Source organism: Streptococcus sp. 477, assembly GCF_013277295.1.
Taxonomy (GTDB): domain Bacteria; phylum Bacillota; class Bacilli; order Lactobacillales; family Streptococcaceae; genus Streptococcus; species Streptococcus pseudopneumoniae.
In genome coordinates this window covers 1-24,592 of sequence record NZ_VMMQ01000015.1, presented here as the reverse complement: position 1 = coordinate 24,592, position 24,592 = coordinate 1, and the positions used below count along the sequence as shown (strand labels likewise).

Below are 24,592 nucleotides of genomic sequence, written 5' to 3'. Positions count from 1 at the left end.
TTTCCGTGTCTGAAGGCTTTTTTCCTTTCTGTTGATAGGCTAGTAGCAGACGATTGATTTGTCTTTCAGAAAGATTCAGTTCGACACAGGCTCGATTCTTTGTTTTCTTTCCTTGGTCTATAGCTTTTATTACAAGATATTTTTTCGTTTCATTCATATTCAGTTGGATACTTTTCATACGACTATTCTACCAAATGGGACATTTTCACGTTCGATTTACTAAAGACATTCTCACATTCGAATTACATTCCATCCCTGATAGCGTAAAACAAACTAGTCAGGGTGACTAGTTTGTGGTATAATGAAAGGGACTCAAAAAGAAACAGGAGAAAAATGATGGATTTACTTTTAGCAATTGTATTGATTGTGCTAGCTTTTTTAGGAGGAGCTATTGGAGGAATGTACTTGGTTCGTAAGCAAATCGAAAAAGAATTTGCTGACAACCCACGTTTGAATGCTGAAGCAGTTCGTACTCTTTTGAGTGCAAATGGTCAAAAACCAAGCGAAGCCAAGGTACAACAAGTTTACCACCAAATCATTCGCCAACAAAAGGCAGCCCTTGCTAACAATAAAAAGAAAAAATAGATAAGGAAAAGTCTGGGATGAAAGTTCCAGACTTCTCACTATGTTGGCTAAGGGTTTAGGGATGAGACTTTTTCCTTGCATTCTATTGATATTTGATTATGATTAAGAGAGATAGTTATTGATTAGGCTGTCATTATTCAGTTCATCAGGAACGGTAATCATAATGAACTATCAATCAGAAAAAAGACTAGAAAGAAGACTGTATGGATAATCGCCCAATTGGTTTTTTGGATTCGGGTGTCGGGGGCTTGACCGTTGTGCGCGAGCTCATGCGCCAACTTCCCCATGAAGAAATCGTCTATATTGGAGATTCGGCACGGGCTCCCTATGGTCCCCGTCCTGCTGAGCAAATTCGTGAATATACTTGGCAGTTGGTCAACTTTCTTTTGACCAAGGATGTCAAAATGATTGTCATTGCTTGTAATACTGCGACTGCGGTCGTCTGGGAAGAAATCAAGGCTCAACTAGATATTCCTGTCCTAGGTGTTATTTTGCCAGGAGCTTCGGCAGCTATCAAGTCCAGTCAAGGTGGGAAAATAGGTGTGATTGGAACGCCCATGACGGTAGACTCAGACATTTACCGTCAGAAAATTCATGATCTGGCTCCAGACTTACAGGTGGAGAGTTTGGCCTGTCCCAAGTTTGCCCCCTTGGTCGAGTCTGGCGCCCTGTCAACCAGTGTTACCAAGAAAGTGGTCTATGAAACCCTGCGTCCCTTGGTTGGAAAGGTGGATAGCCTGATTTTGGGTTGTACCCATTATCCATTGCTCAGACCTATTATTCAAAATGTCATGGGACCAAAGGTTCAGCTCATCGATAGTGGAGCAGAGTGCGTACGGGACATCTCAGTCTTACTTAATTATTTTGAAATCAATCGTGGTCGCGATGCTGGACCACTTAATCACCGTTTTTACACAACAGCCAGCAGCCAAAGTTTTGCACAAATTGGTGAAGAATGGCTGGAAAAAGAGATTCATGTGGAGCATGTAGAATTATGACAAATAAAATTTATGAATATAAGGATGACCAGGACTGGTATGTCGGGTCCTATGGTATTTTTGGTGGCGTCCGGACGTTGACGGATGATGACTTGGATTTTCCTCTATTGGAGTTTGCCCAAAGATTTCGAGATGAGGATCGAGGTTTTCCTGTTTCTGTTACTGTTTTACGCTATGGTTCTCTCTACCGTTTATTGTCTTTTGTGGTAGATATCCTCAACCAAGAAATGGGACGAAATGTGGAAGTCATTCAACGTCAGGGTTTTTTTCTCTTAGTTGAAAATGGGCAACTCCTGCATGTAGAATTGCCTAAAGAAGGTGTTGATGTAGAAGCATTCTTTGAGACAAACAAGGTCAGAGAAACCTTATTGATTGCGACTCGAAACGAAGGCAAGACCAAAGAGTTCCGAGCTATCTTTGATAAGTTAGGCTACGATGTGGAAAATCTTAATGACTATCCTGACCTGCCTGAAGTAGCTGAAACAGGCATGACCTTCGAAGAAAATGCCCGTCTCAAGGCAGAAACCATTTCTCAATTAACGGGCAAGATGGTTTTGGCAGATGACTCAGGTCTCAAAGTCGATGTCCTTGGTGGCTTGCCAGGTGTCTGGTCAGCTCGTTTCGCAGGTGTGGGAGCTACTGACCGTGAAAACAATGCCAAACTCTTGCACGAATTGGCCATGGTCTTTAAACTCAAGGACCGCTCGGCTCAATTCCATACAACCCTAGTCGTAGCCAGTCCCAACAAGGAAAGCTTGGTTGTTGAAGCAGACTGGTCAGGCTATATTAACTTTGAACCCAAGGGTGAAAATGGCTTTGGTTACGATCCTCTCTTCCTTGTAGGAGAGACAGGCAAGTCCTCAGCTGAATTAACCCTCGAAGAAAAAAATAGTCAATCTCACCGTGCCTTAGCCGTTAAGAAACTTTTGGAGGTATTTCCATCATGGCAAAGCAAACCATCATTGTAATGAGCGATTCTCATGGCGATAGCTTGATTGTGGAAGAAATCCGTGATCGCTATGTGGGCAAAGTTGATGCCGTTTTTCATAACGGCGATTCTGAACTGCGTCCTGATTCTCCCCTTTGGGAAGGCATCCGTGTTGTTAAAGGGAATATGGACTTCTATGCAGGTTACCCAGAACGTTTGGTGACTGAGCTTGGTTCGACCAAGATTATCCAAACCCATGGTCACTTGTTTGACATCAATTTCAACTTTCAAAAGTTGGACTACTGGGCTCAGGAAGAAGAGGCCGATATCTGCCTCTATGGTCACTTGCATGTGCCAAGTGCTTGGATGGAAGGCAAGACCCTCTTTCTAAATCCAGGTTCCATCAGTCAACCACGTGGAACCATCAGAGAATGTCTCTATGCTCGTGTGGAGATTGATGATAGTTACTTCAAAGTGGACTTTTTGACACGAAACCATGAGGTGTATCCAGGCTTGTCCAAGGAGTTTAGCCGATGATTGCCAAGGAGTTTGAGACTTTCTTGTTGGGGCAGGAGGAAACTTTTTTGACTCCTGCTGAAAATCTAGCCGTGTTGATTGATACCCACAATGCGGATCATGCGACCCTCTTGCTCAGTCAGATGACCTATACCCGTGTTCCTGTTGTGACAGATGAAAAACAGTTTGTTGGGACGATTGGGCTCAGAGATATTATGGCTTATCAGATGGAGCATGACTTGAGCCAAGAAATCATGGCGGATACGGATATCGTTCATATGACCCAAACGGACGTAGCGGTTGTTTCGCCTGATTTCACCATTACGGAGGTCTTGCACAAGCTGGTAGATGAGTCCTTCTTGCCGGTTGTGGATGCGTCTGGTATTTTCCAAGGGATTATCACGCGCAAGTCTATCCTCAAAGCAGTCAATGCCCTCTTGCATGACTTTAGTAAGGAATATGAGATTCGATGCAAATGAGAGATAGGATTTCAGCCTTTTTAGAAGAAAAGCAGGGCTTATCTGCCAATTCCAAGCAGTCCTATAAGTATGATTTGGAGCAATTTTTAGACATAGTAGGCGAGCGGGTTTCTGATACTAGTCTCAAGATTTACCAAGCCCAGCTAGCCAATCTAAAAATCAGCGCTCAGAAGCGAAAGATTTCGGCCTGTAATCAATTTCTCTACTTTCTCTATCAAAAAGGAGAAGTGGACAGCTTTTACCGTTTGGAATTAGCTAAACAAGCTGAAAAGAAGACCGAGAAGTCAGAACTGTTAGACCTAGACTCTTTTTGGCAGGAAAGCGACTATCCAGAGGGCCGCTTACTGGCTCTCCTAATCTTGGAAATAGGGCTCTTGCCGAGTGAGATTTTAGCTCTAAAGGTTGCGGATATCAATCTGGATTTTCAGGTGTTGCGAATCAAGAAGGATTCCCAACAGAGGATTGTCACCATTCCCACAACCTTGCTTTCAGAGTTGGAACCCTTGATGGGCCAGACCTATCTTTTTGAAAGGGGAGGGAAAGCCTATTCTCGTCAGTGGGCCTTTCGTCAGCTAGAAGCTTTTGTCAAGGAGAAAGGTTTTCCAGCACTATCAGCCCAAGCCTTGCGGGAACAGTTCATTCTACGACAAATTGAAAACAAGGTCGATTTGTACGAAATTGCAAAAAAATTAGGATTAAAAACAGTCCTGACCTTAGAAAAGTATAGATAATGGATATTAAATTAAAGGATTTTGAAGGGCCCCTGGACTTGCTCTTGCACCTGGTTTCTAAGTATCAGATGGATATCTACGATGTGCCCATTACGGAAGTCATTGAACAGTATCTAGCTTATGTCTCAACTCTGCAGGCCATGCGTCTGGAAGTGACGGGCGAGTACATGGTCATGGCCAGCCAGCTCATGCTGATTAAGAGTCGTAAACTCCTTCCAAAGGTAGCGGAAGTGACAGATTTGGAAGATGACCTAGAGCAGGATCTTCTCTCTCAAATCGAAGAATACCGCAAGTTCAAGCTTTTGGGGGAGCACTTGGAAGCCAAGCACCAAGAACGGGCCCAGCACTATTCCAAAGCACCGACAGAGTTGATTTACGAAGATGCGGAGCTTGTGCATGACAAGACGACCATTGACCTCTTTTTGGCTTTTTCAAATATCCTAGCCAAGAAAAAAGAGGAGTTTGCACAAAATCACACGACTATCTTGCGGGATGAGTATAAGATTGAGGACATGATGGTTATCGTGAAAGAGTCCTTGGCTGGACGAGATCAATTGCGCTTGCAGGATTTGTTTAAGGAAGCCCAGAATCTCCAAGAGGTCATCACCCTCTTTCTGGCAACCCTAGAGTTAATCAAAACCCAGGAGCTGGTCCTCGTGCAAGAGGAGAGTTTCGGAGATATTTATCTCATGGAAAAGAAGGAAGAAAGTCAAGTGGCCCAAAGCTAGACTTGATAGAGAGGAAAGATGAGTACTTTAGCAAAAATAGAAGCGCTCTTGTTTGTAGCGGGTGAAGATGGGATTAGAGTCCGCCAGTTAGCTGAACTCCTCTCTCTGCCACCGACAGGCATCCAACAGAGTTTAGAAAAATTAGCCCAGAAGTATGAAAAGGACCCAGATTCCAGTTTGGATCTGATTGAGACTGGTGGTGCTTATAGATTGGTGACCAAGCCTCAATTTGCAGAGATTTTGAAGGAATACTCTAAGGCACCTATCAACCAGAGTTTATCTCGGGCTGCCCTTGAGACTTTGTCCATCATTGCTTACAAACAGCCCATCACACGGATAGAGATTGATGCCATCCGTGGGGTCAACTCGAGTGGGGCCTTGGCAAAGTTGCAGGCTTTTGACCTGATACGAGAAGACGGAAAAAAAGAAGTGTTGGGGCGTCCCAACCTCTATGTGACTACAGATTATTTCCTAGATTACATGGGAATTAACCATTTGGAAGAATTACCAGTGATTGATGAGCTTGAGATTCAAGCCCAAGAAAGCCAATTATTTGGTGAAAGGATAGAAGAAGATGAGAATCAATAAGTATATTGCCCACGCAGGTGTGGCCAGTAGGAGAAAAGCAGAAGAGCTGATCAAGCAAGGCTTGGTGACGGTTAACGGCCAAGTGGTACGTGAACTAGCAACCACTATCAAGTCAGGCGACAAGGTCGAAGTTGAAGGCCAACCTATCTACAACGAAGAAAAGGTCTACTATCTGCTTAACAAACCACGCGGTGTCATTTCCAGTGTGACAGATGATAAGGGTCGCAAGACGGTTGTCGACCTCTTGCCCAATGTCAAAGAGCGTATTTACCCTGTGGGTCGTTTGGACTGGGATACATCAGGTGTCTTGATTTTGACCAATGATGGGGACTTTACAGACGAGATGATTCACCCTCGTAATGAGATTGACAAGGTTTATGTCGCGCGTGTTAAAGGTGTGGCCAATAAGGACAATCTCCGCCCCTTGACCCGTGGTCTTGAGATTGATGGTAAGAAAACCAAGCCAGCTGTTTATGAAATTCTCAAAGTGGACCCAGTCAAAAATCGCTCTGTGGTGCAGTTGACCATCCATGAAGGGCGTAACCATCAGGTTAAAAAGATGTTTGAAGCTGTTGGTCTCCAAGTAGATAAGTTGTCTCGGACTCGTTTCGGACACCTAGACTTGACAGGACTCCGTCCAGGAGAATCCCGTCGTCTTAATAAAAAAGAAATCAGCCAACTACACACCATGGCTGTAACTAAGAAATAATGAAACGAATTTTAATAGCGCCTGTGCGCTTTTACCAACGTTTTATCTCACCAGTCTTTCCACCCTCTTGTCGCTTTGAGCTGACTTGTTCCAACTACATGATTCAGGCTATTGAAAAACATGGTTTTAAGGGGGTATTGATGGGCTTGGCTCGGATTTTACGTTGTCATCCCTGGTCGAAAACAGGTAAGGACCCCGTTCCAGACCACTTTTCCCTTAAACGAAATCAAGAAGGGGAATGAGGTGGGGTAAATAGATTTCAAAATGATAAAAACGCATCCTATCAGGTTTGAGTAAACTTGATAGGATGCGTTTTAGAATGTCAAAATTTTATACTCTTCGAAAATCTCTTCAAACCGCGTCAGCTTTCATCTGCAACCTCAAAANNTGCGGCTAGTTTCCTAGTTTGATCTTTGATTTTCATTGAGTATTAAATTGAGTTTGAAGTGGCTTATTTCAAAGCTTTTTGTGTGTCTTCAATCATGAGTTTTGTTGATTCAAGACCGCCTCCACTGAGATACCAGAGGTCTGGTGTTAGTTGGATAATCTTACCATTTTTAGCGGCAGGTGTTTCAGCGATAAGGGCATTTTCTAGGACACCGTCGTTGCTAGAGTTATCCCCACCGATGGCAAGGGTACGGTTGATGACAAAGAGAATGTCAGGGTTGATTTCTTTGACACTTTCAAAGCTGACTTCTTGTCCGTGGCGAGAATCTTCAAATTGAGTATCAGTTGGCTTGAATTTCAAGGTTTGATACAAGAAAGAAAAACGAGATTGAGCACCAAAGGCTGCCATTTTTCCTTCATTAAGGAGGATGGCAAGGGCTTTTTTGTCAGAGCTTTCATTTTTAGTAGCGACTTCTTGAATGCTCTTGTCTAGCTTGACTAATTCTTCCTTGGATTTCTGTGCACCAGTTTCGCCGAAGGCGCTTGCTAAGGATTCGATATTAACCTTGGTAGAAGTCCAGTAGTCGTCCTTGCTTGCTTGGAAGAGAACTGTTGGGGCGATTTCTTTGAATTTGTCTACGAATTTTTGTGTACGTAGGGAAGCAATAATCAAATCAGGCTCAAGGGCGGCGATAGCTTCTAAATCAGGTTCTCTCATAGAACCAACATTTTTAACTTTTCCAGCTAGGTCTTTGAGATAGGTTGGTACTGTTTTTGTAGGCATTCCAACGATATTTTTTTCAAATCCTAGAGCACGAATAGTATCCGCAGCGCCGAGGTCAAAGGTCACAATCTTTTCAGGAACTTTGGAAAGTTTGACTTCGTCTAGTGAACTTTTAATGGTTATCTCTGTTGGAGCAGAGTTGCTTGTTTCCGACTGACTAGTGCTTGAGTTTGTATTTGTACTGCATGCACCAAGTAGAAGCAAGAAGCTGGCCACTAGGGCAGTGAAATAAAGTTTAAGGGATGTTTTCATGATTTCTCCTTTTTAAAATGTGATAACGATTTAGGGAGTCTCTTGGTCTTATTGACTAAGAGACCGAAGGTTCTCTAACTTGAGCTTCTATGTTACTAGCTATAGATACAAATCTTTTTGCCATTGATATCAGCTAGCGTGATGGGAATCTCATAAAGTTGACTGAGCAGGTCAGCCTGCATGATTTGATTGGTTCTTCCCTTGCTAAAGACTTGACCGTCCTTGAAGGCGACAATTTCATCCGCATACTGGCTGGCCATGTTGATATCGTGGAGGACGATGATAATGGTCTTTCCGAGTTCCTCCACCAGTTGCTTGAGAATCTGCATCATGCTGACGCTTTGCTTGATATCGAGATTGTTGAGTGGTTCGTCTAGTAAGATAAAGTCTGTATCCTGGGCCAGTACCATAGCGATAAAGACCCGCTGGAGCTGGCCTCCAGACAGGCTATCGATGTAGCGGTTTTTTAAATTGGTCAGTTCTAAATAGTCCAGAGTTTCTCGGATTTTTTCCCAATCTTCTGGTCTCAGTCGACCTCGACTGTAAGGAAAACGTCCAAAACTGACCAGTTCTTCCACCGTCAATTTGGCTTGGTAATTAATCTTCTGCTTTAGGATAGTCAGTTCTTGAGCCAGTTCTTGTGAATTCCAACTCTCAATTTCGCGGCCTTTGATACTGAGAATTCCCTGATCCTTCTTGGTCAGTCTGCTCATGATGGAGAGGAGAGTTGATTTTCCAGCACCATTTGGACCAATGAAGGCTGTCAGTTTCTGAGGACTGACCTCAAGCGAAATGCCTTGCAAAATATCCTGTTTTTGAATGGATTTGTCAATGTTTTCCAGTTTCACTGACGCGCCCTCCTGTATAGTAAGATAAAGAATAAGAGACCACCTACGCTCTCGATGATCATGCTGATGCGAATTTCCAGTGCAAAGACTCGTTCAATCAGGGCCTGCCCCAAGGTCAAGCTAATAAATCCAACCAGAATGGCTACGATAAAGAGTAACTTGTGCCGATAGTCTTTGACAATCAGGTAGGTGAGGTTAGTCAGCATAAAGCCGAAGAAGGCCATAGGCCCTACCAAGGCAGTGGCCGTTGAGGTCAAAAGCACGATACCCCAGAGGAGTTCTCTCTGTTCTTTTTCAACATTGAGCCCCAATATCTGAGCCGTTTCTCTTTGTAGGTGCAAGACATCCAAAATGACTGCTTTCCGAAAGAAAAAGATTGTCAAAGCAAGGATAATCAGAGAGCCGATGGCTAGGATGGAAGTGTTGAGATGCTGAAAGGAAGCAAAGAGACTGTTCTGCAGTTTATCGTATTCATTTGGATCCATCAGGACTTGGAGGAAGGTACTGATATTTCGAAAGAGACTTCCGAGGGCTAGACAGATCAGCAGGATGAAGACCAGATCTTGTTTCATCAGTGTCTTCAAGTAGCCTTGCAAGGCGAGAAAGAAGAGGGATTGGACGAGAAGTAAGATTAGGAATTCTAAGATAGGAGACTTGCCAAGTTGAAGAAACTTACTTTCAAAAACCAGTAGCAGAGTTTGCAGTAGGACGTAGAAGGATTCGATTCCCAAAATACTTGGCGTCAGGAAGCGATTTTCCGTTAGGGTTTGAAAACTAATGGTCGAAATCCCTGTCGCGATGGCTACCAAGAGATAAACGATAATCTTTTGGGAACGCAACTTCCAAGCAAAGGCTGACAAGTGAGTGATGGGCCAAAAGTAGAGAAGGCAAGCTCCGATGGCAAGAATAATGAGAATCCAGAAGAGCTTGGTATGTTTGCTTTTAGACGGCATCTTTTCGTCCTCCTCTCCAGAGAAGTAGGATAAAGACGAGACTACCGATGATTCCTAGCAAGAGACTGACAGACAACTCATAGGGTCTGATCAGAACTCGGGATAGGATATCGCAAGCCAGAACTAGATTGGCACCAACCAGTGCGACCATGAGTTTGGTTTGACTCAGATTATCTCCATAACGCTTGCGAATAAGATTGGGAACGATGACCCCGAGAAATGGCAAGCCACCCACGGTAATCATGGTGACACTAGTCGTTAGTGCCACCAGAAAGAGGGCCAGTTTTTCAAGTAGGGAGTAGGAAATCCCCAAACTCTCGCTGGTTTCTTTCCCTAGATTCATGATAGTGAAGGTTTGGGATAATTTCCAAACGGCTATCAGGATGATGAGGCCTAAGAAGAGCCACTCATACTGATGAGTCTGAATCATGGAGAAGGATCCTTGGGTCCAAGCACTCATACTCTGAACCAGATTGAAACGATAGGCGATAACTTCTGTGACTGAGTCGATAATCCCACTATAGATGATTCCAATCAGAGGCAACATCCCCCTTTCCTTTACAGTAAAAATGGTCATAAAGGCTAGGAAGAAGAGGGTAAATATGATGGATGAAACAAAAGCGAAGAGCATCTTTTGGGTTAGACTCGCAGACGGAAAGATAAAGAGGCTCAATACCATTCCCAGTTTGGCGGCTTCAGTGGTTCCAACTGTACTCGGAGCAGCAAACTGATTTTGAGTGATGGTCTGCATGAGAAGGCCTGCCATACTCATACTAGAGGCCGCAAGGAGAATACTGATGGTTCTTGGAAGACGGGACTCCTGAAATAGTAGCCAGGTCTGCTGGTCGAAAGCAAAGAGTTTTCCCCATGAAAAATCACTGGTTCCAATGCTAATAGAGAGAAAGACTAGGAGCAGAAGTAAGCCAATTAAATAATGAGAAAGTTTCATACCCCGTCCTTTCATGTAGATTTGGTATCGAAAGATACCTGCGGATATTACTGTAACATGTTTTTTCTAATCTGTCAATAAAATTTCTGACAATTTAATGTAAAAAAGAAAGAAAAATTCCTGAAAGAATATCTGTCTCTCTTTTTTATAGGAAAACTGAGTAAGAAACTATCCACCTTCCCACTATCCTTCTCCTCTAAAAAGTGGTAAAATGGATGAAAGAAAGAAGGAACTGAAATGACAACATTATTTTCAAAAATTAAAGAAGTAACAGAACTTGCTGCTATCTCAGGTCATGAGGCGCCTGTCCGTGCTTATCTTCGTGAAAAATTGACACCGCATGTGGATGAAGTGGTGACAGATGGCTTGGGTGGTATTTTTGGTATTAAACATTCAGAAGCAGCGGATGCGCCGCGCGTCTTGGTCGCTTCTCACATGGATGAAGTTGGTTTTATGGTCAGCGAAATCAAGCCAGATGGTACCTTCCGTGTCGTAGAAATCGGTGGCTGGAACCCCATGGTAGTCAGCAGCCAACGTTTCAAACTTCTGACTCGTGACGGTCGTGAAATTCCTGTGATTTCAGGTTCTGTTCCGCCGCATTTGACTCGTGGAAAGGGGGGACCAACCATGCCAGCCATTGCCGATATCGTCTTTGATGGCGGTTTTGCGGATAAGGCTGAGGCAGAAAGTTTTGGAATCCGTCCTGGTGATACCATCGTACCAGATAGCTCTGCAATCTTGACAGCCAATGAAAAAAATATCATCTCAAAAGCTTGGGACAACCGCTACGGTGTTCTTATGGTTAGCGAGTTGGCGGAAGCTCTGTCAGGTCAGAAACTTGGCAATGAACTCTATCTGGGTTCTAACGTCCAAGAAGAGGTTGGTCTCCGTGGTGCGCATACTTCCACAACCAAGTTTGACCCAGAAGTTTTCCTAGCAGTTGACTGCTCACCTGCTGGTGATGTTTATGGCGGTCAAGGCAGGATTGGAGATGGAACCTTGATTCGTTTCTACGATCCAGGTCACTTGCTTCTCCCAGGAATGAAGGATTTCCTTTTGACAACAGCTGAAGAAGCTGGTATCAAGTACCAATACTACTGTGGTAAAGGCGGAACAGACGCTGGCGCAGCACATCTGAAAAATGGTGGTGTCCCATCAACAACAATCGGAGTCTGTGCTCGTTATATCCATTCTCACCAAACACTTTATGCAATGGATGACTTCCTAGAAGCGCAAGCCTTCTTACAAGCCTTGGTGAAGAAATTGGATCGTTCAACAGTTGATTTGATTAAAAATTATTAAACATAAGGAGGTGGTAGGGATGGTAGAACCAAACCTAGAAAGCCTTGTAAAAGATCTTTACAATCATGCTCGACATGATTTGAGTGAAGATTTAGTTGCTGCTCTCCTAGAGACTGCTAAAAAACTGCCTACTACAAATGAGCAATTGCTGGCAGTTCGTCTCTCAGGTCTGGTCAATCGTGAATTGCTCAAGAATCCCAAACATCCGGCACCTGAGTTGCTCAATTTGGCTCGTTTTATCAAGAGAGAAGAAACCAAGTACAGAGGAACCGCAGTTTCTGCGCTTATGTATGGGGAGATTTTTAAAATGCTTTGATTCCATTGTGGATCAAAGTATTTTTTGGTACGACGGGCATGTCGTGCATCTGAGGTGTAAGTCCTTGGTGGGCACCTGCTACCGGTGAACCCAATAGCGATTCCCAAGCCTGACTATCGTGAGGTAGCGGATTAAAACGGTCTGGGGATAGACCGTTTTAAGTCTGACGCTGGAAATAAGAATCGTCAGAGGAAGGGATAGCGAAATCGTGGCTCTACGAACAGGAAGGTGATAGTAAGGCGTATATAGCGGATAGGGGGGCGCGAAACCTTAAAGTCCAAAAAGGTAGTCGTAACCTATATGCGTAAATCACGAGAGTAATTGAATTCGGACTAAGGTTTGTGTGAAAAAGATAAATCTTTCTAGAGTCTAAAGACTCTGCGTCAGATTTCCTATTTTCACTCTAACCTTTTAACGTCCTCATATCTTGTATAAACGAGGAAAGATGTAGGACTTATCCCGTGAGGTCTCATGAGCGCTGAAAGCGTAGTAACAAGGAATCATGAGAAGTCAGCCGAACCCATAGTAGTGAGGAAACTTCTGTAATGGAAGTGGAGCGAAGTGAGGAATCGTCAAACGGTAGGGTATAGGCTGTTTGAAGGGTGCTACGAAAAAGATAGGGTAAGGTGAAATTATAGCGGGATGAAATAAGATATGAACAAATTGATTGGGGGAATTAAATCGCTTTCTATCGATGTTTTAGAAGATACAGTGCCCTAGTCCAACTTCAATATACTATAAAAGAACAGATGGAAGCAATTATGATTGACTTCTATCTTTAAAATAAATGGTCTGATAGGAAAAACGTGACTCCTCATAAAATATAGTATAGTACAGATGGAAGGCTTTTGTAGACTGGAGGACGAAGGAGTTTAGAAACTCTCGTTAAAAGTTAGTTGAACCGGAGTATGGTGATGTAAATCATTATCAAAAATTATTTCTAAATCGAAATAGTTGACAGTTGAAAGGACAAGTGTTACAATTATTCTATTCATTTCGATATCGAAATAATTGGAGGTGTTATGAAAGATAGTCATTTGCTAGCCCATCATATTCGTTTGTTGAATGGGCGGATTTTTCAGAAGTTACTGAGCCAAGATCCTGAGGCTCTTTATAGGGGTGAGCAGGGTAAGATTTTAGCGGTTTTATGGAATAGTAAAACTGGCTGCGCAACTGCGACAGATATCGCGCTTGCGACTGGGCTTGCGAATAATACGCTGACGACTATGATAAAAAAGCTAGAGGAACAAAAGCTTGTAATTGTTAGTCCGTGTGGAAAAGACAAGCGTAAGAAGTATTTAGTTTTAACGGAGTTAGGCAAGTCCCAGAAAGAAGTGGGGCATCGTGTTAGTCAGAAATTGGATACGATCTTTTACAAAGGATTTTCAGAGGAAGAAATTCGGCAATTTGAAGCCTTTCAAGAAAGAATTTTGGCGAATCTGAAAGAGAAGGCAAAAGAGGATTAAAATAGATCAAATTAGCTGTTTATAAGTAAAGGCCGCTTTCGACTTTGTTTTCCAACTCTTAGGACAAGGAAACTATGTGGTTAGTTATGGTCAGACTCAGATTGATGGCCTTGCTTATGCCCAGTACAATATCTTCCGTTTAGAAAATGGAAAAATTGTAGAGCATTGGGACAATAAGGAAGTCATGCCTAAGGTAGAAGACATGACCAATCGAGGAAAGTTTTAAAATGAGGACAAAGAATGATTGAATACAAAAATGTAGCACTGCGCTACACAGAAAAGGATGTCTTGAGAGATGTCAACTTACAGATTGAGGATGGGGAATTTATGGTTTTAGTTGGGCCATCTGGCTCAGGTAAGACGACCATGATTAAGATGATTAACCGTCTCTTGGAACCGACTGATGGAAATATTTATATGGATGGCAAGCGCATCAAAGACTATGATGAGCGTGAACTTCGTCTGTCTACTGGTTATGTTTTACAGGCCATTGCCCTATTTCCAAATCTAACGGTTGCGGAAAATATTGCCCTGATTCCTGAGATGAAGGGCTGGACTAAGGAAGAAATTGCTCAGAAAACAGAAGAGCTTTTGGGCAAGGTTGGTTTACCAGTAGCTGAGTATGGGCATCGTTTGCCTAGTGAACTATCTGGTGGAGAACAGCAACGGGTTGGTATTGTCCGTGCTATGATTGGTCAGCCTAAGATTCTCCTCATGGATGAGCCTTTTTCGGCTCTTGATGCTATTTCGAGAAAACAGTTGCAGGTTCTGACAAAAGAATTGCATAAAGAGTTTGGGATGACAACGATTTTTGTAACCCATGATACGGATGAAGCTTTGAAATTGGCGGACCGTATTGCTGTCTTGCAGGATGGAGAGATTCGTCAGGTGTCGAATCCTGAGACTATTTTAAAAGCTCCTGCAACAGACTTTGTTGCAGACTTGTTTGGAGGTAGTATTCATGACTAATTTAATTGCAACTTTTCAGGATCGTTTTGGTGATTGGTTGACAGCCCTATCTCAACATTTGCAGTTGTCACTTTTGACCTTGTTACTAGCTATTTTGCTTACGATTCCCTTGGCTGTTTATCTTCGCTATCATGAGAAGTTGGCGGATTGGGTCTTACAGATTGCAGGGATTTTCCAGACCATCCCGTCTCTGGCCTTGTTGGGGCTCTTTATTCCCTTGATGGGAATTGGAACCTTGCCGGCTTTGACAGCACTAGTAATTTATGCGATCTTTCCGATTTTACAAAATACCATCACTGGACTCAAGGGAATTGATCCGAGTCTGCAAGAGGCTGGGATTGCCTTTGGGATGACTAGATGGGAGCGACTCAAGAAGTTTGAAATTCCACTGGCTATGCCGGTTATCATGTCTGGGATTCGGACGGCAGCAGTGTTGATTATCGGTACGGCAACCTTGGCTGCCTTGATTGGTGCTGGGGGACTAGGTTCCTTTATCCTTTTGGGAATTGACCGTAATAATGCCAGTCTGATTTTGATTGGGGCCCTTTCTTCAGCAGTGCTTGCCATTGCCTTTAACTTCCTACTAAAAGTGATGGAAAAAGCAAAATTGCGGACGATTTTTTCTGGTTTTGCCTTGGTGACCATATTGCTTGGTTTGTCTTATAGCCCAGCCCTCTTAGCTCAAAAAGAGAAAGAGAACTTGGTCATTGCTGGGAAATTGGGTCCAGAACCAGAAATTTTGGCCAATATGTATAAGCTCCTCATTGAAGAAAATACCAGTATGACTGCGACTGTTAAACCAAATTTTGGGAAAACAAGCTTTCTCTATGAAGCTCTGAAAAAAGGCGATATTGACATCTATCCTGAATTTACAGGAACGGTGACTGAAAGTTTACTTCAGCCATCACCGAAAGTGAGTCATGAGCCAGAGCAGGTTTATGATGTAGCGCGTGATGGTATTGCCAAACAGGATCATCTAGCCTATCTCAAACCCATGTCTTATCAAAATACCTATGCTGTAGCTGTTCCGAAAAAGATTGCTCAAGAATATGGCTTGAAGACCATTTCGGACTTGAAAAAAGTGGAAGGGCAGCTGAAGGCAGGTTTTACTCTCGAGTTTAATGACCGTGAAGACGGAAATAAGGGCTTGCAGTCAATGTATGGTCTCAATCTTAATGTGGCGACCATGGAGCCAGCCCTTCGCTATCAGGCAATTCAGTCAGGTGATATTCAAATCACGGATGCCTATTCAACCGATGCAGAGTTGGCACGTTATGATTTACAGGTATTGGACGATGACAAACAACTCTTCCCACCTTATCAAGGGGCTCCACTGATGAAAGAAGCTCTTCTCAAGAAACATCCAGAGTTGGAAACAGTTCTCAATAAATTGGCTGGTAAAATTACTGAAAGCCAGATGAGCCAGCTCAACTATCAAGTCGGTGTTGAAGGCAAGTCAGCAGAACAAGTAGCCAAGGAATTTCTACAAGAACAAGGTTTGTTGAAGAAATGATGGGGTAGAGACTTTAAACATACTGAACTCAACTTCCTTAAACGACTAGATAAAAGAATGCTCAGACAATTTCGTCTGGGCTTTTTTGATGTGAGAATGACTGAATGTCACTTAAAATGGAAAGAAAGAGAAAATTTTCATGATTTTCTAAAATTTTACTGTAAAGACAGTTGACTATTCATAAAATAGGTGTATAATATTTTGTGAACTACTTAACAAATAAGGGGTTTCAGCTCATGTCGACTAAGGTTAGAAATCTTGTGTATAGGCAGTTCATTATCTAATAGAGCGTTGCGTCCGAAAGTCTATCCAGACACGGCTCTTTAAAAACAAAAGGAGAAATGATGCATACTTATTTGCAAAAGAAAATTGAAAATATCAAAACAACCCTAGGTGAAATGTCAGGTGGTTACCGTCGTATGGTTGCGGCTATGGCTGATTTAGGATTTTCAGGAACTATGAAGGCTATCTGGGATGACCTCTTTGCCCATCGTAGTTTTGCCCAGTGGATTTATTTGCTGGTTTTAGGAAGTTTTCCTCTCTGGCTGGAGTTGGTTTACGAACATCGTATTGTTGACTGGATTGGGATGATTTGTAGCTTGACAGGGATTATCTGTGTAATCTTTGTATCGGAAGGTCGAGCAAGTAATTATCTTTTTGGCTTGATTAACTCTGTTATTTACCTTATTTTGGCCCTACAGAAAGGCTTTTATGGTGAGGTGCTGACGACACTTTACTTCACAGTCATGCAGCCAATTGGACTTCTAGTTTGGATTTATCAGGCACAGTTTAAGAAGGAAAAGCAGGAGTTTGTCGCGCGTAAACTGGACGGCAAGGGCTGGACAAAGTATCTTTCCATTAGTGTGCTTTGGTGGTTGGCCTTTGGCTTCATTTATCAGTCTATTGGTGCCAATCGTCCCTATCGTGATTCAATCACAGATGCAACCAATGGGGTAGGGCAAATCCTCATGACAGCTGTTTACCGTGAACAGTGGATATTCTGGGCGGCTACCAATGTCTTTTCAATCTATCTCTGGTGGGGAGAAAGCCTGCAAATTCAAGGGAAATATCTAATTTATCTCATTAACAGTCTAGTTGGTTGGTATCAATGGAGCAAGGCAGCTAAGCAGAATACTGATTTACTTAACTAGGAAAAGATGTTTGAAAGTGCTGTTTTGAGATTTCGATTAAAACAGATATAGTTGATAATCAAGGATTTATAGTATGAAAAAGAGGATCGGCGGGTCCTCTTTTGTTGTTGAAAAGATAAAAAACTCAGTAACCTAGAAATAAGACAACTGAGCTTTACTCTATATTCAATTTTTAGGAATGAGAAGGTCTAGATAAAATTGGACAACTTCCTGGTCTGTGAAATCTTGACCTTTTTTGAGCCACCAGGTCAATGTCTCGATAAAGTTGGACACGACCAAGTGTTGGAGGTAAGAAGTAGGTAGACTTGGGTGAGTTTGCTTCAAATCAGCAGCCAGCATGGGATAGACGTGGTGCTCAAGCTCTCTCTGTAGTTGACGGAGGAAATAGTCATTTTTGGAGAATAGTAGACTGGTGATATGGTCTTGGTTTTTCTGAAAATGCAGAAAGAGGTGGGCTAGGTAATCTTCGGTTGAAATGGCTTGCTCTCTTTCAAAAAGATGATGGAAGAGGTAGCGGCAGAGCTGGTCCAGAAGAAGCTCCTTACTCTCATAGTGACAGTAAAAGGTGGATCGTCCCACATCTGCGAGATCAATGATATCCTGAACAGTAGTGGCCTCGTAACCCTTAGCATTCAAAAGTTGTATAAAAGCTTGATAGATGGCTTTTTTGGTTTTGCTGATACGGCGGTCAATGTTAGTCATATGGACACTTAAGGCAAATTGTTCAGAACTGAATAAAGCTGACGTTTTGCTTCTATCCTTTCTTTGAGTTTTAGTGGATAATGATAATGAACAAGGTGTTCATAAATCTATTATAACAAAGGAATGAGAAATATGAAGGCAAAATATGCTGTTTGGGTGGCTTTTTTCTTAAATTTGACTTATGCCATTGTTGAGTTTATTGCAGGTGGAGTATTTGGTTCTAGCGCTGTTCTTGCTGACTCTGTGCATGACTTGGGAGATGCGATTGCAATTGGAATATCAGCTTTTCTAGAAACAATCTCCAATCGTGAAGAAGACAATCAGTACACCTTGGGCTATAAGCGGTTTAGCCTGCTAGGAGCCTTGGTAACAGCTGTGATTCTCGTAACGGGCTCTGTTCTAGTCATTTTGGAAAATGTCACGAAGATTTTGCATCCGCAACCAGTCAATGATGAGGGGATTCTCTGGTTAGGAATTATTGCGATTACTATCAATCTGTTAGCGAGTCTGGTGGTTGGTAAGGGAAAGACAAAGAATGAGTCTATTCTGAGTTTGCATTTTCTGGAAGATACGCTAGGGTGGGTAGCTGTTATCCTGATGGCGATTGTTCTTCGATTTACGGACTGGTATATCCTAGATCCTCTTTTGTCCCTTGTCATTTCTTTCTTTATTCTTTCAAAAACCCTTCCACGTTTTTGGTCTACACTCAAGATTTTCTTGGATGCTGTGCCAGAAGGTCTTGATATCAAGCAAGTAAAGAGTGGCCTGGAGCGATTGGACAATGTGGCCAGCCTTAATCAGCTTAATCTCTGGACTATGGATGCTTTGGAAAAAAATGCCATTGTCCATGTTTGTCTAAAAGAAATGGAACATATGGAAACTTGTAAAGAGTCTATTCGAATTTTCCTAAAAGATTGTGGTTTTCAAAATATTACCATTGAAATTGATGCTGACCTAGAAACTCACCAAACCCATAAGCGAAAGGTGTGTGACTTGGAACGGAGTTATGAGCATCAACATTAGAAAAAAGTGAAAAATACTTGGGTACTATCTTATTTGGAATAGAGTAATTTCTTTATTATTTAAATATTTCAAAAATTGGTAAGAGAAGAGCATTGTATAAACTCCAGATATATGATTGTTAATGATAAAAATTTTTCGATTAGGTGCAAAATGCTTGACTTGGAGTCAACTCAAAGTTATATAATAAGATAAGTGAGTTAGAGTAGCTTAAACTCAGTGAATGAAAGGAGAGGAGGTTAGCCTATGAATATTAAATCTGCCAGTGATTTGTTGGGAATTTCAGCGGATACGATTCGGTATTATGAACGGGTTGGTCTTGTGCCACCGATTACTCGTACTGCAACTGGGATTCGTGATTTTCAAGATCAGGATATAGAAGCGCTGGAATTTATTAAGTGTTTTCGTTCGACAGGTGTCTCTGTAGACAGTTTAGTTGACTATATGTCGCTCTACCAAAAGGGGGATGAAACGCGAGAGGAGAGGCTTGGTATTTTAGAAGAGGAAAAGAAAAAATTAGAGGAGCGCTTGTCTCAGTTACAGACGGCTTTAAATCGCTTAAATCTCAAAATTAAACTTTATAAGGAAGGAAAATTTTAAATGAAATCAGCAGTATATACAAAGGCAGGTCAGGTTGGACTTGCTAGCATTGAACGTCCGCAAATAATAGAAGCGGATGATGTGATTATTCGTGTGGTTCGTGCGTGCGTTTGTGGTTCAGATTTATGGAGGTACCGTAATCCAGAAACGAAAGCTGGACACAAAAATAGTGGACACGAAGCGATTGGGATTGTTGAAGAAGCTGGGGAAGCCATTACGACGGTGAAACCAGGTGATTTTGTGATTGTCCCTTTTACACATGGATGTGGTGAGTGTGATGCCTGTCTTGCTGGATTTGACGGTTCTTGCGACAATCATATTGGCAATAATTTGGGGGGTGATTTTCAGGCAGAATATATTCGCTTCCACTATGCAAACTGGGCGCTGGTTAAAATCCCTGGTCAACCTTCTGACTATACAGAAGGGATGCTCAAGTCCCTTTTGACTCTTGCAGATGTCATGCCGACAGGCTATCATGCGGCGCGTGTTGCAAATGTTCAAAAAGGGGACAAGGTTGTTGTTATCGGTGATGGGGCTGTTGGTCAATGTGCTGTCATCGCGGCTAAGATGCGTGGAGCATCACAAATTATCCTTATGAGCCGTCATGAAGACCGTCAAAAGATGGCTATGGAGTCAGGTGCGACAGCTGTTGTTGCAGAACGTGGTCAAGAAGGAATTACCAAGGTGCGTGAAATCCTCGGTGGAGGAGCAGACGCAGCACTTGAATGTGTTGGTACGGAGGCTGCTATAGAACAGGCGCTAGGTGTTCTTCATAATGGAGGGCGTATGGGCTTTGTAGGAGTCCCACACTATAATAATCGTGCTCTTGGTTCGACATTTATGCAAAATATCTCTGTAGCAGGTGGGGCAGCTTCTGCTACAACATACGATAAGCAATTTTTACTAAAAGCCGTCCTTGATGGTGATATCAATCCAGGTCGCGTCTTTACTTCAAGTTATAAACTGGAAGATATCGACCAAGCCTACAAAGATATGGATGAACGTAAGACAATTAAGTCTATGATTGTAATCGAATAAAAAACGAATAGGAGTTTTAGAACTCTATTCGTTTTTTATGTTATCCTATTCTTGATTTAGGGTACTTTCTCTTAATGTCAGTTTGGTTCCCAACATGGTCAGGCTAGGTATTTTCCGACCGTGGAGTACTTCTTTGTTAAGAATATCCATACCTGCTCGCCCCATTTCTTCAGTATAAACTGTGATGCTGGAGAGGGGAGGATAAACCTGCTTGGTCAGGCTGGTGTCGTTAAAGGAAATGAGGCTGACACGGTCTGGTAGGCTGATTCCAGCTTCTTGGAGCGCACGAAGGGCACGATGGCTAAACTATCGCTGGCTGCGAAAAATACTGGTGGGAGTTGGTCTCCCAAGCTCTGAATGGCTTCCTTCATCAAGTCATAGCCAGACTGGGCAGTAAAGTTTCCTTGAAAGACCAGTTCATCATGATAGATTCCTTTTGCTTGACTGTAGTTTCTGAAATTTTCCAGCCGCTTATCCTGAATGATTTCTTCTTGGTCAGTTGTTTCTTCAAGGCCTGTTAGAATCCCGATACGGTCCATTCCTTGGCTGAGGAAATAATCGACAACCTGTTTCATGGCAGTGTAAAAGTCCGTAATAATACAAGTATGCCCCAGAGAAAGTGTATCACTGTCTAGAAAGACCAGGGGTTTTTGGTATTCTTCAAAGGCAGAAATCTGAGCTCGACTAAACTTTCCGATGCAGAGAATTCCAATCACTTCCTCGCTTAGGGTAAAAGGGTGGTCATTAAAATAGCGCAAGATATCGTAGTCCAACTCTTGGGCTCTTTTTTCTATTCCTAGGCGAATCTGGTAGTAGTAGAGGTCGTCTAGCTCCCCTTGTTCGCTGACCCATTGAATAATGGCAATCTTTTGCTTGGGTTTATGGGACTCGCCTGTCTTGAGGTGCTTGGTGTAGCCCAGCTCTTCAGCAACGGTTAAAATACGGTGTCTGGTTTCTTCTGTAACAGATAGGCTCTGGTCGCGGTTGAGGACACGGGATACGGTCGCGATAGAGACAGAGGCTAGCTGTGCAATGTCTTTTAAGGTAGCCATAAATCCTCCTTGATTAGGTTAGTATATCATATTTTTCTTCTTTTTACTGATGTTTTACTAAAATTTTAGTAAAAAGGATTGACCTTGGGAAATTCCTTGGATACATTGGTGAACACACAGACTACAACGGTGGGCACGTTTTTCCTGCTGCTATTTCCTTGGGAACTTACGGTGCAGCTCGTAAGCGTGACGACCAAGTCTTGCGTTTCTACTCAGCTAACTTTGAGGACAAGGGCATTATCGAAGTGCCTCTCGCTGACCTCAAGTTTGAAAAAGAGCACAACTGGACCAATTATCCAAAAGGGGTTCTTCATTTCTTGCAAGAAGCTGGGCACGTGATTGACAAAGGTTTTGATTTTTATGTTTATGGGAATATCCCAAATGGTGCTGGCTTGTCTTCTTCAGCATCCTTGGAGCTCTTGACAGGAGTCGTGGCAGAGCATCTCTTTGATTTAAAACTAGACCGTTTGGATTTGGTTAAAATCGGAAAACAAACAGAAAACAACTTTATCGGAGTCAACTCTGGTATCATGGACCAGTTTGCTATTGGTATGGGGGCTGATCAACGTGCTATTTACCTTGATACCAACACCTTAGAGTATGATTTGGTGCCACTTGATTTGAAGGACAATGTCGTTGTTATCATGAACACCAACAAACGCCGTGAATTGGCGGACTCTAAATACAATGAACGTCGTGCTGAGTGTGAAAAAGCAGTGGAAGAATTGCAAGTTGCCTTGGATATTCAGACCCTGGGTGAATTGGACGAGTGGGCCGTTGACCAATATAGCTATCTAATTAAAGATGAAAATCGTTTGAAACGTGCTCGCCATGCTGTGCTTGAAAACCAACGTACCCTTAAAGCTCAAGCAGCCCTTCAAGCAGGTGATTTGGAAACATTTGGTCGTTTGATGAATGCGTCACACGTTTCTCTGGAGCATGATTATGAAGTAACTGGTTTGGAATTAGATACCCTTGTTCACACAGCTTGGGCACAAGAAGGAGTTCTCGGTGCTCGTATGACAGGGGCTGGTTTTGGTGGCTGTGCCATTGCCTTGGTTCAAAAAGATACTGTTGAGGCCTTTAAGGAAGCTGTAGGCAAACACTACGAGGAAGTAGTTGGATACGCTCCAAGCTTCTATATCGCTGAAGTTGCAGGTGGCACTCGCGTCCTTGACTAGTCAAAAGGAGGCTCTATAGTGACCTTAGTAGATAAATTTGTAACACATGTCATTTCTGAAAGTTCATTTGAGGAAATGGATCGAATCTACCTGACCAATCGTGTTTTGGCACGAGTGGGAGAAGGTGTTTTGGAAGTTGAGACCAATCTGGATAAATTGATTGACCTCAAGGACCAGCTAGTTGAGGAAGCCGTTCGATTAGAGACGATTGAGGATAGTCAGACTGCGCGTGAAATCCTTGGTACTGAACTGATGGACTTGGTGACTCCTTGTCCGAGTCAGGTCAATCGTGACTTCTGGGAAGCCTATGCCTACTCTCCTGAGCAAGCGATAGAGGATTTTTATCAACTCAGTCAGAAAAATGACTACATCAAACTCAAGGCCATTGCTAAAAATATCGCTTATCGTGTTCCATCTGATTATGGAGAACTTGAAATTACCATCAATCTCTCTAAGCCTGAAAAGGATCCGAAAGAGATTGCGGTAGCCAAGTTGGTGCAAGCTAGTAATTATCCTCAGTGTCAACTTTGTTTAGAGAATGAGGGTTACCATGGTCGGGTCAACCACCCAGCTCGCAGCAACCACCGGATTATCCGTTTTGAAATGGTTGGTCAGGAATGGGGGTTCCAGTATTCGCCCTATGCTTACTTTAATGAGCATTGTATCTTTTTAGATGGCCAGCATCGTCCCATGGCCATTAGTCGTCAGAGTTTTGAACGTCTGTTGGCTATCGTAGAGCAGTTTCCAGGATATTTTGCTGGATCTAATGCCGACCTGCCGATTGTGGGGGGCTCTATTCTAACTCACGATCATTATCAGGGAGGCCGTCACGTATTTCCTATGGAATTGGCTCCCTTGCAAAAGACCTTCCGATTTGCTGGTTTTGAGCAGGTCAAGGCTGGAATTATCAAGTGGCCAATGTCTGTCCTACGCTTGACTTCGGATTCCAAAGAGGATTTGATTAACTTAGCTGATAAGATTTTCCAGGAATGGCGTCAGTATTCAGATTCTAGTGTGCAGATTTTGGCAGAGACGGACGGAACACCGCATCACACCATCACACCAATTGCTCGTAAACGCGATGGACAGTTTGAGTTGGACTTGGTCTTACGAGATAATCAAACATCACCAGAGCATCCTGATGGAATTTATCATCCTCACAAGGATGTCCAACATATCAAGAAGGAAAATATCGGCTTGATTGAGGTCATGGGCTTGGCTATTTTACCACCTCGTCTGAAAGAAGAGGTGGAGCAAGTCGCTAGCTATCTCGTGGGAGATGGTGATACAGTTGCCGATTATCATCAGGAATGGGCAGACCAACTCAAAGTCCAACATCCAGACCTAGCGGATAAAGAAAAAGCCCTTGAAATCGTCAAGGACTCTGTTGGTGCTATCTTTGCGCGTGTACTGGAGGATGCAGGTGTCTACAAGCAGACAGAACAAGGACAGGCAGCCTTTATGCGCTTTGTGGAGCAGGTTGGAATTTTGCCAGACTAGGAGCTTTCTCCTTGCACAGTCCTATAAAAAGTAGTATCATAGTGTCGTTTGAAATATCAGGAGGAAACAATGAAAGATTTTCATTTTGACGCTATATCTGCCTTTGAAAATTACGAAATTGAACAAATGAGAGATGGTCACGTTGTGGTGACGACCAAAGTAGTGGACTCGTCGCTCAACTACTATGGCAACGCCCATGGTGGTTATCTCTTTACCCTTTGCGACCAGATCAGCGGTTTGGTGCTCATATCTCTGGGGCTTGATGGAGTGACACTCCAATCCTCTATCAACTACCTCAAATCAGGAAAACTTGACGATGTGCTGACTATTATAGTTGCTTAGTTTCA

Annotated in this window: 25 protein-coding genes and 5 pseudogenes; 23 read left to right on the top strand and 7 right to left on the bottom strand. The window is 42.9% G+C overall.

All coding sequences use genetic code 11. The annotated features are described in order from the left end of the window. Nucleotides 1–157, bottom strand: a pseudogene (locus HT691_RS03015) (helix-turn-helix domain-containing protein); the annotation flags it as partial. 179 nt (nt 158–336) lie between these two features. On the opposite strand from HT691_RS03015, the gene HT691_RS03010 reads away from it, so the two are divergent. The 10 genes from HT691_RS03010 (at nt 337) to yidD (ending at nt 6,504) form a co-directional block, all read left to right on the top strand. Then, a complete protein-coding gene (locus HT691_RS03010) occupies nt 337–585 on the top strand; it encodes a YneF family protein (RefSeq protein WP_000364983.1) in 249 nt (82 codons plus the stop codon). 203 nt (nt 586–788) lie between these two features. After that, on the top strand, nt 789–1,583 hold the full coding sequence (racE, locus tag HT691_RS03005) for a glutamate racemase (protein ID WP_023933640.1): 795 nt from the start codon (nt 789–791) through the stop codon (nt 1,581–1,583). Beyond that, complete coding sequence (locus HT691_RS03000) at nt 1,580–2,551, top strand: nucleoside-triphosphate diphosphatase (protein WP_023933642.1); 972 nt, start codon at nt 1,580–1,582, stop codon at nt 2,549–2,551. Before racE ends, HT691_RS03000 begins: the two co-directional genes overlap by 4 nt. Beyond that, the gene (locus HT691_RS02995; protein WP_001118953.1) at nt 2,527–3,048 is read left to right on the top strand and encodes a metallophosphoesterase; all 522 of its coding nucleotides are present in this window, start codon (nt 2,527–2,529) and stop codon (nt 3,046–3,048) included. The genes HT691_RS03000 and HT691_RS02995 overlap by 25 nt, the downstream gene beginning before the upstream one ends. After that, complete coding sequence (cbpB, locus tag HT691_RS02990; RefSeq protein WP_000560717.1) at nt 3,045–3,506, top strand: cyclic-di-AMP-binding protein CbpB; 462 nt, start codon at nt 3,045–3,047, stop codon at nt 3,504–3,506. Before HT691_RS02995 ends, cbpB begins: the two co-directional genes overlap by 4 nt. Further along, nucleotides 3,503–4,237, top strand: coding sequence for a site-specific tyrosine recombinase XerD (xerD, locus tag HT691_RS02985; protein ID WP_279586327.1), 735 nt, complete (start codon nt 3,503–3,505; stop codon nt 4,235–4,237). Before cbpB ends, xerD begins: the two co-directional genes overlap by 4 nt. Then, a complete protein-coding gene (locus HT691_RS02980; protein WP_023933646.1) occupies nt 4,237–4,965 on the top strand; it encodes a segregation/condensation protein A in 729 nt (242 codons plus the stop codon). The genes xerD and HT691_RS02980 overlap by 1 nt, the downstream gene beginning before the upstream one ends. An 18-nt stretch (nt 4,966–4,983) precedes the next feature. Next, entirely contained in the window at nt 4,984–5,553 is a 570-nt protein-coding gene (gene scpB / locus HT691_RS02975; protein WP_023933648.1) for an SMC-Scp complex subunit ScpB, read from the top strand. Then, nucleotides 5,540–6,262, top strand: a complete 723-nt coding sequence (locus HT691_RS02970) for a pseudouridine synthase (RefSeq protein WP_001222228.1) — start codon at nt 5,540–5,542, stop codon at nt 6,260–6,262. Before scpB ends, HT691_RS02970 begins: the two co-directional genes overlap by 14 nt. Beyond that, nucleotides 6,262–6,504 carry a membrane protein insertion efficiency factor YidD gene (gene yidD, locus HT691_RS02965; protein WP_000821640.1) on the top strand — a complete coding sequence of 81 codons (243 nt, stop codon included), beginning with the start codon at nt 6,262–6,264 and terminating at the stop codon, nt 6,502–6,504. Before HT691_RS02970 ends, yidD begins: the two co-directional genes overlap by 1 nt. A 209-nt stretch (nt 6,505–6,713) precedes the next feature. Here yidD and HT691_RS02960 read toward each other — a convergent pair whose 3' ends face one another. The 4 genes from HT691_RS02960 to HT691_RS02945 all read right to left on the bottom strand — a co-directional run bounded on the left by HT691_RS02960 (nt 6,714) and on the right by HT691_RS02945 (nt 10,435). Further along, nucleotides 6,714–7,685, bottom strand: coding sequence for a siderophore ABC transporter substrate-binding protein (locus HT691_RS02960; protein WP_138706153.1), 972 nt, complete (start codon nt 7,683–7,685; stop codon nt 6,714–6,716). A 95-nt stretch (nt 7,686–7,780) separates the two neighbouring features. After that, a complete protein-coding gene (locus tag HT691_RS02955) occupies nt 7,781–8,533 on the bottom strand; it encodes an ATP-binding cassette domain-containing protein (protein WP_172923399.1) in 753 nt (250 codons plus the stop codon). Next, nucleotides 8,530–9,486, bottom strand: a complete 957-nt coding sequence (locus HT691_RS02950) for an iron chelate uptake ABC transporter family permease subunit (protein ID WP_023933652.1) — start codon at nt 9,484–9,486, stop codon at nt 8,530–8,532. Before HT691_RS02950 ends, HT691_RS02955 begins: the two co-directional genes overlap by 4 nt. Then, a complete protein-coding gene (locus HT691_RS02945; RefSeq protein WP_023933654.1) occupies nt 9,476–10,435 on the bottom strand; it encodes an ABC transporter permease in 960 nt (319 codons plus the stop codon). The genes HT691_RS02950 and HT691_RS02945 overlap by 11 nt, the downstream gene beginning before the upstream one ends. Nucleotides 10,436–10,672: 237 nt before the next feature. On the opposite strand from HT691_RS02945, the gene pepA reads away from it, so the two are divergent. From pepA to pnuC, 7 genes and pseudogenes are all read left to right on the top strand, one after another. Then, on the top strand, nt 10,673–11,737 hold the full coding sequence (gene pepA, locus HT691_RS02940) for a glutamyl aminopeptidase (protein WP_023933656.1): 1,065 nt from the start codon (nt 10,673–10,675) through the stop codon (nt 11,735–11,737). A 19-nt stretch (nt 11,738–11,756) separates the two neighbouring features. Continuing rightward, nucleotides 11,757–12,053 carry a bacteriocin immunity protein gene (locus HT691_RS02935; RefSeq protein WP_023933658.1) on the top strand — a complete coding sequence of 99 codons (297 nt, stop codon included), beginning with the start codon at nt 11,757–11,759 and terminating at the stop codon, nt 12,051–12,053. Nucleotides 12,054–13,075: 1,022 nt separating this feature from the next. After that, nucleotides 13,076–13,519: a MarR family transcriptional regulator gene (locus tag HT691_RS02930; RefSeq protein WP_000655206.1), complete on the top strand. Its 444-nt coding sequence runs from the start codon at nt 13,076–13,078 to the stop codon at nt 13,517–13,519. A gap of 37 nt (nt 13,520–13,556) precedes the next feature. After that, nucleotides 13,557–13,745, top strand: a pseudogene (locus HT691_RS02925) (polyketide cyclase); the annotation flags it as partial. Between the two features lie 14 nt (nt 13,746–13,759). Further along, nucleotides 13,760–14,488: an ABC transporter ATP-binding protein gene (locus HT691_RS02920; protein WP_050207779.1), complete on the top strand. Its 729-nt coding sequence runs from the start codon at nt 13,760–13,762 to the stop codon at nt 14,486–14,488. After that, nucleotides 14,481–16,001: an ABC transporter permease/substrate-binding protein gene (locus HT691_RS02915; RefSeq protein WP_138699946.1), complete on the top strand. Its 1,521-nt coding sequence runs from the start codon at nt 14,481–14,483 to the stop codon at nt 15,999–16,001. The genes HT691_RS02920 and HT691_RS02915 overlap by 8 nt, the downstream gene beginning before the upstream one ends. A gap of 344 nt (nt 16,002–16,345) precedes the next feature. Beyond that, entirely contained in the window at nt 16,346–17,152 is an 807-nt protein-coding gene (gene pnuC / locus HT691_RS02910; protein ID WP_000557779.1) for a nicotinamide riboside transporter PnuC, read from the top strand. Nucleotides 17,153–17,317: 165 nt separating this feature from the next. Here the strand turns inward: pnuC and HT691_RS02905 are convergent, their stop codons facing one another. After that, nucleotides 17,318–17,854: a TetR/AcrR family transcriptional regulator gene (locus HT691_RS02905; protein ID WP_000181701.1), complete on the bottom strand. Its 537-nt coding sequence runs from the start codon at nt 17,852–17,854 to the stop codon at nt 17,318–17,320. 132 nt (nt 17,855–17,986) lie between these two features. On the opposite strand from HT691_RS02905, the gene czcD reads away from it, so the two are divergent. The 3 genes from czcD to HT691_RS02890 all read left to right on the top strand — a co-directional run bounded on the left by czcD (nt 17,987) and on the right by HT691_RS02890 (nt 20,512). After that, complete coding sequence (gene czcD / locus HT691_RS02900; RefSeq protein ID WP_000645109.1) at nt 17,987–18,877, top strand: cation diffusion facilitator family transporter CzcD; 891 nt, start codon at nt 17,987–17,989, stop codon at nt 18,875–18,877. A 243-nt stretch (nt 18,878–19,120) separates the two neighbouring features. Next, nucleotides 19,121–19,474, top strand: coding sequence for a stress response transcriptional regulator NmlR (gene nmlR / locus HT691_RS02895; RefSeq protein ID WP_001022631.1), 354 nt, complete (start codon nt 19,121–19,123; stop codon nt 19,472–19,474). Further along, nucleotides 19,475–20,512: a zinc-binding dehydrogenase gene (locus HT691_RS02890; protein WP_000833735.1), complete on the top strand. Its 1,038-nt coding sequence runs from the start codon at nt 19,475–19,477 to the stop codon at nt 20,510–20,512. 45 nt (nt 20,513–20,557) lie between these two features. On the opposite strand, the pseudogene galR reads toward HT691_RS02890, so the two are convergent. After that, nucleotides 20,558–21,564: pseudogene (galR, locus tag HT691_RS02885) on the bottom strand (DNA-binding transcriptional regulator GalR). Between the two features lie 104 nt (nt 21,565–21,668). Here galR and HT691_RS02880 point away from each other — a divergent pair. The 3 genes and pseudogenes from HT691_RS02880 to HT691_RS02870 form a co-directional block, all read left to right on the top strand. Next, a pseudogene (locus HT691_RS02880) lies at nt 21,669–22,745 on the top strand (galactokinase); the annotation flags it as partial. 18 nt (nt 22,746–22,763) lie between these two features. Continuing rightward, nucleotides 22,764–24,245 (top strand): UDP-glucose--hexose-1-phosphate uridylyltransferase, encoded by a 1,482-nt coding sequence (locus HT691_RS02875; protein ID WP_050207790.1) that lies wholly within the window; start codon nt 22,764–22,766, stop codon nt 24,243–24,245. 69 nt (nt 24,246–24,314) lie between these two features. Then, nucleotides 24,315–24,575, top strand: a pseudogene (locus HT691_RS02870) (PaaI family thioesterase); the annotation flags it as partial. Between the last annotated feature and the right edge of the window lie 17 nt (nt 24,576–24,592).